At 44.2% G+C, this 1430-nt stretch carries 2 protein-coding genes and 1 pseudogene; 1 reads left to right on the top strand and 2 read right to left on the bottom strand.

The features are described from left to right. Positions 1 to 344 (top strand): transposase (locus CIK04_RS31070; protein ID WP_142995051.1); only part of this gene is annotated, 344 nt, incomplete at its 5' end. A 23-nt stretch (positions 345 to 367) separates the two neighbouring features. Here CIK04_RS31070 and CIK04_RS31065 read toward each other — a convergent pair. Both CIK04_RS31065 and CIK04_RS35910 read right to left on the bottom strand, forming a co-directional pair. Further along, on the bottom strand, positions 368 to 847 hold the full coding sequence (locus tag CIK04_RS31065; protein WP_128824780.1) for a GNAT family N-acetyltransferase: 480 nt from the start codon (positions 845 to 847) through the stop codon (positions 368 to 370). Between the two features lie 293 nt (positions 848 to 1140). Next, a pseudogene (locus CIK04_RS35910) lies at positions 1141 to 1322 on the bottom strand (hypothetical protein); the annotation flags it as partial. Positions 1323 to 1430 lie beyond the last annotated feature (108 nt).

Genomic DNA, 1430 nt, shown 5'->3' with positions numbered 1-1430 from the left:
TGAGTGCGGCCGCCATCATTAGCAACGTTCCTGAGTTGGGTTATATCAACAATAAACAAGCGGCTTCTCTAATAGGTGTTGCTCCCATGAATAGAGAAAGTGGCCGCTATAAAGGCAAACGAATTATCCAAGGTGGGCGCGCTCAGGTGCGTACAGTCCTGTATATGGCGATGATGTCTGCAATGCAATCTAACCCTGTTTTTAAGACCACATATCAGCGATTACTGGAAGCAGGAAAACCCAAAAAAGTAGCCATCATTGCCTGTGTTAGAAAGATGGTTGTGATCCTGAATTCAATGCTAAGAGACGGAACTATGTGGAATGAAAATATGGCGAAAAATTAACTATTGACGCCATACTCGCTTTGTTAGGCGCGCAGCTGYAATTGGTAAAAATCGGTTTCATCRTGCTTCGGATTAGGGCRACAATATACCCAACCATTACGCTTATAGAACCTTAACGCCCTTGCGTTCGTTCTACTCACGGAAAGCACAGCACGATTACAGCCAGCTCGTGCCAATTCTGATTCGAGGTAGACCTGAACTTGCTGGCCCAAACCAGAACCGCGAACTTCAGGTAACAAGTAAACCAAGTGAACATAACCGGTCTCTGGCTCGGGTGAAAAAGAACGAAACTCTAACTGCCCTACCAATTTTCCACCCAACCAGATATGGATGTAAAACCAACCTGCTCCAGATTGCCTTTCTTGAACTCGTTCTCGATAACCTGCTATGAAATCATCAAAACCCGAAAAGGTCTCGAAASTGCAATAGTAAGCATCCTTTCGAGCAGCTACGCAAAAATCATAATCTTGCGCCAAATTGATCACTTTAAATTCTACGTTCATCCCTAATCCTAAAGTGAATAGCGCCTAACGCCGCGTTAAGGGGTGCAGGCACGCAATACAAAAGCTACCGCACAGCGACTTAATCACCAAACCCAACGCAAACCGAAAATGCCACGCGTGCCAAATCCCACTTAAACGCTTTGTTATGCTTAAGCTTCAATGGCTTACGTTTGATCAGAACCAAGATTAACTCGACTTTGATTCACAAACAAAAGCCAAAACGTAGAAAACCGAAATGAATCATAGTTTTGATAATCAGGCTCGGAATTTGGGCAAATCTGGTTTGAAGTTTGAAAACCTAGAGATGGACTTCTGATTGAGCCAACTGCCCTAACCTCGCGCTTACCCGAAAATTGATTGAGGCAACTCTCTGAATTTTCAGCGCCAAAGAATAAGTGTCCGAAAACAGCGCTCAAAAAAACCGGCTTGCCGACAAACACAAAACTGAAAAGCCGAGGGGACAAAGAAAAACCATAATCCACTGATTTTACTTGATTAAGCATAACGCCGCGTTAAGGGGCGCAGGCACGCACTACAAACGTTACCGCATCACACCCTAACCACTAAATAAACTGCAAGCCAA

Source organism: Vibrio sp. 03_296 (assembly GCF_002265885.1).
This window is presented reverse-complemented; position numbering and strand designations above follow the sequence as displayed.